The sequence below is a fragment of the Mycobacterium sp. UM_CSW genome (genome assembly GCF_000455205.1).
Classification (GTDB): domain Bacteria; phylum Actinomycetota; class Actinomycetes; order Mycobacteriales; family Mycobacteriaceae; genus Mycobacterium.
Genome location: NZ_AUWQ01000018.1, coordinates 25,532 through 35,096, shown reverse-complemented (window position 1 = coordinate 35,096; position 9,565 = coordinate 25,532). Strand labels below are relative to the sequence as shown.

Genomic DNA, 9,565 nt, shown 5'->3' with positions numbered 1-9,565 from the left:
GCGGCGGCCATCCGGTCGATCACCATGGCGTAGGACGTGTCCACCCCCTCGGCCGTCGAACGCATCGTGGTCAGCCAGTCGTCGCGAATCTCGTTGTCCACGTAGGGGGTTATCTCCTGGCGGACCACCTCCTCGGCGCCGGCCCGGTCCCCCGCGCCGGTCGTGACCGCGGCGGCCGCGGCCAACCACGCCGGCCGCTGCGCCCGCGTGCCCTCGTCGATGGCGATGGCCGTCGCGACCTTGGAATCGACCAGGTACCAAAGGTTGTCGCGCAGCGACTCGCACCGCTGGGCCGCCGCGCGGACCTCGGTGGCCACCGCGCTCGCGGCGGCACAATGGCGCTCCAGGAACCGAACCGCGGAATCCCCGCCGGACCCCAGCCACGCCCCGGCCAGCTCGGCAAGCTGCGCCCGCTGCAGCCCGAGCGCCTCCATGACCGCCGCGGCCGCGGCCCGCAATTCCGCGCAGTCGCTGTCGAGCGCGCGCAGGTCCAGACCTTCTTCGCCGTCGTACCACTCGCGGACCTGGGCGGGATGCGCCGTCAGGCCGGGATGTTGATAACCGAGCGCGTGGCAGGCCCGCACGTAAGCCTCGGTGTGCTCGACGGCGGGGCGGCCCTCGGCAAGCCGCTCCGCGACGTCCAACCGGTCGGCCACGATCAGGCGATCCGCGCCGCAGCGTACAACTCGGCGTCGGCGTAGTTCTCGGCGCCGGCCCGCAGGGCCGCGGCCGTCTCTGCCGCCGCGCGCGACCACCGCGTCACCTCGGCCGTCAGTCGCTCCAGCTGCACCCGCAGCGCGTCGCCGCGCGCGGTGTGCGCCCGGCCGGCGACCGCACCGCCGAAAGTCAACCGCGCCAAGTGATCTGCCACCGCGCGGTCGAGGAGATCGGTGGCCGCGTCCATCCGGTCGGCGACGTTGAGCACTGCCGAGCTATCGAATCTCATGCCTAATCCGACGCCTGATGGGGCGCCGGGGTTCCCGGCTAAGGGATCAGCGCGCGCCGCTCACCGCTTCCGCGACCCGGCTGGCGACCCGCTGCGCCACATCCTCTTCGGGCGCCTCCACCATGACCCGGATCATCGGCTCGGTTCCCGAGGGGCGCAACAGGATTCGGCCCGTGTCGCCCAGTTCGGCCTCGGCCTGCTCGAGCGCGGTCTGCACCGAGGGCGCCGCGGCGGCGGTGGCCTTATCGGCCACCTTGACGTTGATCAGCACCTGCGGGAGCGCCCGCATCGCCGAGGCCAGCTCGGCCAGCGAGGCGCCGGTCTGCACCATGCGGTTCATCAATCGCAGTCCCGTGACGATGCCGTCGCCGGTGGAGCCCACCGCGGGCATCACGATGTGCCCGGATTGTTCGCCGCCCAGGCTGTAGTCGCCGGACCGCAGCTCCTCCAGCACATAGCGGTCGCCGACGCCGGTCGTGCGAACCGCGATGCCCGCCGACCGCATGGCGAGGTGCAGCCCGAGGTTGCTCATCACGGTGGTCACCAACGTCTCGGAGGCCAGCTCGCCCGCGTCCCGCATCGCCAGCGCGAGCACGACCATGATGTGGTCGCCGTCGACCAGCTCCCCGTTGGCGTCGACGGCCAGGCACCGGTCGGCGTCCCCGTCGTGGGCCAGCCCCAGGTCGGCGCGGTGTTCGACGACCGCCGCCTTCACCGCGTCCAGGTGCGTCGAACCGCAGCCGTCGTTGATGTTGAGCCCGTTGGGCTCGGCGTTGATGGCGATCACCCGAGCCCCGGCCGCGCGGTAGGCGCGCGGCGCCACCGACGACGCCGCGCCGTGGGCGCAGTCGACCACCACGGTCAGGCCGTCCAGGCGCAGCGTGCTCGCCTTGGACAGGTGGCGCAGGTAGCGGTCGGCCGCGTCCTCGGCGTCGACGACCCGGCCGATCCCGGCGCCGACGGGGCGCAGCCCCGGTCCCGCCGCAACCAGCTCCTCGATCTGGTCTTCGGTCGCGTCGTCCAGCTTGTGACCACCGGGACCGAAGATCTTGATGCCGTTGTCGGGCATCGGGTTGTGCGAGGCAGAGATCATCACCCCGAAGTCGGCGTCGTAGGCGCCGGTCAGGTAGGCCACCGCGGGGGTGGGAAGCACCCCGACCCGCAGCGCGTCGACGCCCTCGCTGGTCAGCCCGGCGATCACCGCGGCCTCCAGCATCTCGCCGCTGGCCCGTGGGTCGCGGCCGATAACGGCCACCCGCCGGCCCGGTCCGCCCGAACTCGCCAGGCGCCGGGCCGCCGCGGCGCCCAGGGCCAACGCCAGCTCGGCGGTCAACTCGCGATTGGCGACCCCGCGAACACCGTCGGTGCCGAATAGTCGACCCATGCGGTAAAACCTCTCACAGTTGACGCTCAGACACCTAACGTGCCCGTTCTTTTCTGACCGAAACCAGGCACGAACGCGCGCAGACACGCCGCACGAGGCGGTTTTGCGGCCAAAAAGTGATGCTGATCAGCGCTTGCTGTACTGCGGCGCCTTGCGCGCCTTCTTCAGCCCGTACTTCTTGCGCTCGGTGGCACGCGGGTCACGGGTGAGGAAGCCGGCCTTCTTCAGGGCGGGCCGGTCCTCGGGCGAGGCCAGGATCAGCGCCCGGGCGATGCCCAGGCGCAGCGCGCCGGCCTGACCCGACGGGCCGCCGCCGTGCAGCAGGGCGAAGACGTCGAAGCTCTCCACCCGGTCGACGGTGACCAGCGGGGCCTTGATGAGCTGCTGGTGCACCTTGTTGGGGAAGTAGTCCTCCAGGCTGCGGCCGTTGAGGTCGAACTTGCCGGTGCCGGGCACGATGCGCACCCGCACCACGGCCTCCTTGCGGCGACCGACGGTCTGAATGGGCCGCTCGAAGACGAACGCCTCGGCGGGGCGGGCGGCGGGAGCCTCGGCCTCGGAGGCCGCAGGGGTCTCCGGGGTCTCCGGGGTTTCGAGCGCCTCGGTTGTCTCGGTCACTGGGCCACCTGCTTGATCTCGTACGGAACCGGCTGCTGAGCGGTGTGGGGATGCTCCGGACCTGCATAGACGCGGAGCTTGCGCTGGATCTGTCGGCTGAGCTTGTTCTTGGGGAGCATGCCGACGATCGCCTTCTCCACGACGCGGGTCGGGTGCTTTTCCAGCAACTCGCCGGTGGTGCGGCTGTGCAGCCCGCCGGGATAGCCCGAGTGGCGGTAGGCCAGCTTCTGCTGCAGCTTGTCGCCGGACAGGGCGACCTTTTCGGCGTTGATGACGATGACGAAGTCACCGCCGTCGACGTTGGGGGCGAACGTCGGCTTGTGCTTGCCGCGCAGCAGGTTGGCTGCCGCGACGGCAAGGCGGCCAAGCACCACGTCCGTGGCGTCGATGACGTACCACGACCGCGTGGTGTCACCCGCCTTTGGGGCGTAGGTGGGCACAGCGCTTACCTTCTCTTCTCAGGCCTCTTGTACGAGGGTGTGGATCCCGGGTCGAGCCGGGTGCCAGTCAGGCGTTCGCGGTGGGGTTAATTCTCGGCGACCGACATTGACCCGAGGCCCCGGCGTACCGCACGCCAACCGAGCAGCTTACCGATCGTCATCCCCGCAGGTCAAAATCGCCGACACGGGTATCAAACATGCCCTTGTGACCGCTGCAACCTATCCTTAGAGCACCCAGCAATCGGTGGGCCCGGATTGGCGGAGGTCGGATGACGGCCGGAGCAGTGTGTCGGACGTGTGGTACCGAGCCATTCAAGGACGCGCGGTTTTGCCACAGCTGCGGCTCGGCAATCCAAGACGGCGACGCCCATCCCGAGTACAAGCAGGTCACGGTCCTGTTCGCCGACGTGGTCGGCTCGATGGAAATCGCCTCGGCGGTCGGTGCGGAACGGCTGCTGCAAATCATGGCGGACCTGGCTGATCGCTGCGCGGCGGTTGTCGAGCGGTACAGCGGGACGGTCGACAAGTTCACCGGCGACGGCATCATGGCCGTGTTCGGCGCGCCGGTCGCGTTGGAGGACCACGCCATCCGGGCTTGCCTTGCGGCGCTGGGCATCCAGGAAGAAACCGCCCGGCTGGCCGCCGAGGTCGACAAGCGCGACGGCATCGAACTGCGGTTGCGCGTCGGTCTCAACTCCGGTCAGGTGATCGCGGGCGAAATCGGCTCCGGGCCGTTTGGTTACACCGCCATCGGCGAGCAGGTCGGCCTCGCCCAGCGGATGGAATCGGTGGCCCCGCCGGGTGCGGTGATGCTCAGCGCGTCGACCGCGCGGCTTGTCGAGGGCGCCGCGGCAATCGGTGAATCCGAGCTGGTTCTAATCAAGGGTGTCGACGCGCCGGTCCCCGCCCATCGGCTGTTGGCCGCGGGCGATGACCACCGTGCCGCCCGGCGTGCCGAGTCGAATCTGGTCGGTCGGCAGTGGGAGATGTCGGCCATCGAGGGCTTGCTCGAGCGCGCCATCGACGTGCACGGCGCCGTGGTCAGTGTCGTGGGGTTGCCGGGCATCGGCAAGAGCCGGCTGGCGCGCGAGGTCACCGCGATGGCGGCAGCCCGGGGTGTCGACGTGTTCACCGCCTTCTGCGAATCGCACGCCAGCGACGTGCCCTTCTATTTGGTGGCGCGGATGCTGCGTGCGAGCTTCCGGGTGGCCGATCTCGAACCGCCGGAAGCGCGCGCGGAGCTGCGGTCCCGGGTGCCCGACGCCGAGCCGGATGACCTGTTGCTCCTCGATGACTTGTTGCGCATCGCCGATCCCGACGTTGCGCTGCCGACGATCGACCCGGATGCCCGGCGGCGGCGATTGACCGCGCTTGTCAATGCCGCGTTGCTGGCCCGCCAATCCCCGGCCGTGTATGTCATCGAGGACGTGCACTGGATCGACCAGGTCAGCGGCTCGATGCTGGCCGACTTCGTCGCGGTGGCCCCGCAGACACCCTCGCTGGTGGTGCTCACCTACCGTCCGGAGTATCGGGGGCCGTTGAGCAAGGTGACCGGCGCGCAGACCATCGCCCTTGCGCCGCTGAGTGATTCGGAAGCGGCGGCACTGGCCGGGGACTTGCTCGGGCCGGACCCGTCGGTCAGCGACTTGGCCGGGGTGATCGCCGAGCGCGCCGCCGGTAACCCGTTTTTCGTCGAGGAGATGGTGCGCGACCTCGCCGAGCGCGGTGTGCTGCGGGGCAACCGCGGCGCTTACGTGTCGGCGGCGGCGGTCACCGAGGTCCGGGTGCCGGTCACGCTGCAGGCGACCATCGCCGCGCGTATCGACCGCCTGGACTGGGCGGCCAAGCGCACCCTGAGCGCCGCGGCGGTGATCGGGTCGCGATTCAGCCCGGACCTGCTGGAAACGCTGGGCATTGAGCCCAGCCTGGACGACCTGCTGGCGGCCGAGCTCATCGACCAGATCAGGTTCACCGGGGAACCCAGGTATGTGTTCCGCCATCCGCTGATCCGCACCGTGGCCTACGAATCACAGCTGCGATCGGATCGCGCCGAGCTGCACCGGCGGGTCGCCGCCGCGATCGAGTCACGCGACCAGGCGGCGGCCGACCAGAACGCGGCGCTGATCGCCGAGCACCTGGAGGCCGCCGGTGATCCGCACGCGGCATTCAGCTGGCACATGCGTGCGGCGACGTGGGCCACCAACCGCGACGCGAATGCCGCTCGACTGAGTTGGGAGCGCGCCCAAACGATCGCCGACCGGCTGCCTGCGGAGGACCCCCATCGCGCAACCATGCGCATCGCCCCGCGCACCATGTTGTGCGGCATCGCGTGGCGAATCAACGCGCGCGCAGTCGCCGACCGATTCGACGAATTGCGGGAGTTGTGCGCCGCCGTCGGGGACAAGGTGTCACTGGCCATCGGGATGGCCGGGCTGGTGATGGAGCACGCGCATCAGGCCCGGGCGCCCGAGGCCGCGGAGTTGGCGTCCGAAGCCTGGACACTCGCCGAGGCGCTCGGCGACGCGACCTTGACGGTGGGGCTGTCCGTTTCGCTGATCTTCGCCAAGATGGAGAACAATCAGTGGTCCGACGTGCTGCGGTGGTCACAGACGGTCATCGACCTGGCCGACGGTGACCCGTCCAAGGGCAACTTCTTCGTAGGGTCCCCCCTGGCGGTCGCCCTTTCGACGCGGGCCATCGCACGGTACAGCTTGGGTCTACCCGGATGGCAGGACGACCAGCAGCAGGGCCTCGCCATGGCCCGCAAGGCCGACCCGATGTCATACGCCTTGGTGGTCGCCTACATCTACAACCCGGGCATCCCGCTTGGCGTCCTGGCGGCCGACGATCGGGCGGTGCGCGAGAGCGAAGATGCGCTGCGGATCATCGAACGATCCGGTGACGACGTCGCGTTGGCCTTCACCCAGATGGCGCCGGGCGTCGCACGGGTGCACCGCCCAACGGCTGCCGACCGTGAGCGCGGCCAGAAGCTGCTGGCGGAACTCAGCGACGTGTTCCGGCGCCGCAGAGCCAACCTAGGCGAATTGCGGTTCGTCGACGCGTATTTGGCGCGGGAGCGGGCTCGCGGTGGAGATCGCGACGAAGCCGTATTGCTCGTGCGCGCCGCCGTCAACGATTTGTTCCGCGACGGGCAGCAGATGTGCGGGGCCTGGGGCTTTCCGGCGACGGGGGTCCTGGTGGAGACACTCCTGGACCGCGGGACCGACGCCGACGTCGCCGAGGCCGAGGCCGCGATCGATCGGTTGGCGGCGGCGCCGACCGACGGCTCGGCCATGCGCGACATCTGGCTGTTGCGACTGAAAGCTCTTGTGGCGCATGCCCGCGGCGATACCGCGTACGCAGACTTGAAGAATCGCTACGGCGAGATGGCGAGGTCGCTGGAGTTCGCCGGGCACATCGCCTGGGCGGAGGTCATGCCCTGATCAGGGCATGATCATCCGCGCCGCCGGCCCCATCCGCGGCAGCACCCGCAGCGAGCCCCCCAGACCGGCGTGCCAGGCGTGCTCGGTGATGCCGAGACCGGTGAACGGTCGACCGTCGACGACCGTTTCGAATCGCGTCGCCGACTCCTGGATCACCAAACCCCTTTTCCACAAACAGGATTGGGCGATGACACGGCCGCGGATCTCGAGCCGCAATCCGCTGACGTCGGTGACCACCATCCGCGAGGCGCAGGGAACCTGATGGCCGGACCACTCGTGGTCCACGGTCAGCTGGGCCACCGCGTGGCAGGCGCCGTCGTGGAAGATGTAGCCGGTCGGGTAGGCCCGGCCATCCTCGAACAGGTGCGTGCAGTTCATGGTGAAGTCGGGGCTTAGCAGCACGGTGTTCCAGTCCCAGCGCTCGATGCTGCGCCACAAGCGGACGCCCCAGGACTTGTCTCGCTGACCGAGGCCGTCGATCGGGTAGGTGGCGCCGTTCATTCTCACCCGGCCGGTGACCCACCCGGACTGCTCCATGTGGGTGTCGGCGATGCCGGACGGCAGGTATGCCCCGGGAGGCGCTTCGGCGTGGTAATCGAACGGCGCGTGCAGCGCGGTCCAGGTCAGGTCGACCTCGTGGCGGCCGCGCAGCAATAGCCGCCACTTCGACATCGGTTCGATCATTCGAAACTCCAAAGCCCCCACTTTCAGGTGGTCGGGCTGCGGGGTACCGGAGTAGCGGGCGTGCAGCTTCGCGTAGCCGCCCTCGACGCGTCCATTGCGCATCGTGTACAGGATCGCGTCGGCGGTGTGATTGCTGGGCCGATATCCGATCCGCGCCAATCCCACGGCGTCCGATTCGGCGTCGAACCAACTGAAAAAGAAGCTTTCCTGCCAATCCGGGTGCGGCCCGGTCTCGTGCAGGAATTCGTCGTTGACGTCGACCATCGTGTCCATCCTCGCGAATCGGGGCCAAACAACACGGATACAAATGGGTGGCGACAAGAATCTAGAAAGAGTACGTGAAAACTATGCACCCCACCGCGTTACTGTCTCGGCGCTGATCAGTGAGCTCCTGGTGCGGCGCACCGCCTTTGGCCAGGCATTGCATCGCTTTTCTAACAATTCTTGATGGCAAATAGACCCTTCGCCAACGGCGCGAAATCTGCAATGCTGTGCGCATGGCGGGCACAAATGGAAGCTCGAGATGGACAAACACACTGCTTGATCCCATGCGGCACAAGGGTGATAAGTGGGCCGACGACGTGGTCGAAAAAGTGTTCAATCGGGACGTCAACGAGGTCAATCGGATCATGCGGACGCTCGTCCGCAACGACCAACCGGTGCCGAAGGATCTGCCCAAAGAGCTCCGGGGTTACCTGACCACTTCGCTAGCGCTGCCCGAGTGGGCCGATGCGGACAAGATCAAGAAGGGTCAGGAGGTGTTCGAGGAGTACGGCCTGTTCATCACGCTCTGCCTGTTCTGCGCGTCGCTGCCGTCGGCGTATGCGGACGCCAAGGCCGTGAGGGTGCTGTACCTGACCGCCCAGCTCGACACGGACGCACGCCGGCGGGTGATGGAGACCGGCCAGTTCTTGATCGAGGTGTGTAAGGTCGGCGGCCTCGATCCAAACGGCAAGGGCCGGCGCGCCATTCAGCACGTCCGGCTGATGCATGCCGCGGTGCGTCACCTGATCAAGGACCGCGCCGGTAAGCACCCCGGCGTATGGGATTACACCAGTTGGGGCATACCGATCAACCAGGAGGACATGGCCGCGACCATCCTCTCGTTCTGGTACGTCGTCGGAGAACCGATGAGTCGGCTCGGTGTGAACTTGGAAGACGACGAGATCGACGCGTACCTCCATCTTTGGAACGTGATCGGCCACCTGATGGGCGTGGTCGACAAACTGCGTCCACACGACGCCGCCGACGCCAACGCGCTGCTTGACGCCATCAAGCGACGACGCTTCATGGCGTCCCTCGAGGGGCAGCACATGACCCGCGCGCTCCTCGCGCTACTCGACCAACTGACGCCCACCAAGGTGTTCGATCAGACGATCCCGCCACTGGTCCGCCGCCTGATCGGCGACGCGACCGCCGATCTGCTGCTCATACCGCGTCAGCACCTCCGCGGTGAACTCGAACAGCTCGCGCGCATCGCCGACTGGTTCTCCACCCACGTCCTGAGCCTGGTCGGCCGCGACTTGCCCCCGCGCTACCACTTTGTTTCGAAATGGGCCCCGGATTTCGGGCGCGAACTGTTGGAGAGTGCGTTCGAGTTCGAGCGGGGTGGCGTTCGCGCGTCGTTCGACATGCCCGATCACCTGGCCCGCAAATGGGAGATCAAAAAGCCTTCGCGCCGTAAGTGACTGTGTGGCCCCGGCGGCTCTCCACCGCCGGGACCACACAGGGGCTAGCTGGCTCACCGCATCCAGACGCCGGCCGCGCGGCGATCGGCGTCGGCCACCTGCTGCGCGCCATCGCGCACCGCGTTCCCCAGGTCGACCAGCATCTCGTTGAGCGCGCTGGCCGCCTGGTGCCACTTCAGCTGCTCGCCCTGATAAGCGGCCGCGGCTTCGCGGGTCCACAGTTCTCGCAGCGGGGCGATCTGTGATTTCAGCTCGTCGAGCGCCGCGTTGAATCGCGCCGCCGTGGTGTGGATCTCTTGGCGCACAGCGCATTCGATTTCGCCGAAGTCGTAGGAAAGCAGCGGGTCCACGGCCTCGCCCCC

Annotated in this window: 8 protein-coding genes and 1 pseudogene; 2 read left to right on the top strand and 7 right to left on the bottom strand. The window is 68.3% G+C overall.

The features are described 5' to 3' along the window. From N415_RS08440 to rplM, 5 genes and pseudogenes are all read right to left on the bottom strand, one after another. A pseudogene (locus N415_RS08440) lies at window positions 1–656 on the bottom strand (hypothetical protein); the annotation flags it as partial. A gap of 2 nt (window positions 657–658) precedes the next feature. Further along, a complete protein-coding gene (locus tag N415_RS08435; RefSeq protein WP_068108113.1) occupies window positions 659–946 on the bottom strand; it encodes a hypothetical protein in 288 nt (95 codons plus the stop codon). Between the two features lie 46 nt (window positions 947–992). Continuing rightward, complete coding sequence (glmM, locus tag N415_RS08430) at window positions 993–2,330, bottom strand: phosphoglucosamine mutase (RefSeq protein WP_068179499.1); 1,338 nt, start codon at window positions 2,328–2,330, stop codon at window positions 993–995. A gap of 126 nt (window positions 2,331–2,456) precedes the next feature. Next, window positions 2,457–2,948 carry a 30S ribosomal protein S9 gene (rpsI, locus tag N415_RS08425; protein ID WP_081665124.1) on the bottom strand — a complete coding sequence of 164 codons (492 nt, stop codon included), beginning with the start codon at window positions 2,946–2,948 and terminating at the stop codon, window positions 2,457–2,459. Next, window positions 2,945–3,388, bottom strand: coding sequence for a 50S ribosomal protein L13 (gene rplM, locus N415_RS08420; RefSeq protein WP_066907613.1), 444 nt, complete (start codon window positions 3,386–3,388; stop codon window positions 2,945–2,947). Before rplM ends, rpsI begins: the two co-directional genes overlap by 4 nt. Before the next feature lie 269 nt (window positions 3,389–3,657). Between rplM and N415_RS08415 the strand changes: the two genes are divergently transcribed. Continuing rightward, window positions 3,658–6,831, top strand: coding sequence for an adenylate/guanylate cyclase domain-containing protein (locus tag N415_RS08415; protein ID WP_068179497.1), 3,174 nt, complete (start codon window positions 3,658–3,660; stop codon window positions 6,829–6,831). Here the strand turns inward: N415_RS08415 and N415_RS08410 are convergent, their stop codons facing one another. Next, the gene (locus N415_RS08410; protein ID WP_152531284.1) at window positions 6,832–7,779 is read right to left on the bottom strand and encodes a hypothetical protein; all 948 of its coding nucleotides are present in this window, start codon (window positions 7,777–7,779) and stop codon (window positions 6,832–6,834) included. Window positions 7,780–8,063: 284 nt separating this feature from the next. On the opposite strand from N415_RS08410, the gene N415_RS08405 reads away from it, so the two are divergent. Then, window positions 8,064–9,203: an oxygenase MpaB family protein gene (locus N415_RS08405; protein WP_068179491.1), complete on the top strand. Its 1,140-nt coding sequence runs from the start codon at window positions 8,064–8,066 to the stop codon at window positions 9,201–9,203. A gap of 53 nt (window positions 9,204–9,256) precedes the next feature. Here the strand turns inward: N415_RS08405 and N415_RS08400 are convergent, their stop codons facing one another. Further along, window positions 9,257–9,553 carry a WXG100 family type VII secretion target gene (locus N415_RS08400; RefSeq protein ID WP_068179507.1) on the bottom strand — a complete coding sequence of 99 codons (297 nt, stop codon included), beginning with the start codon at window positions 9,551–9,553 and terminating at the stop codon, window positions 9,257–9,259. Window positions 9,554–9,565 lie beyond the last annotated feature (12 nt).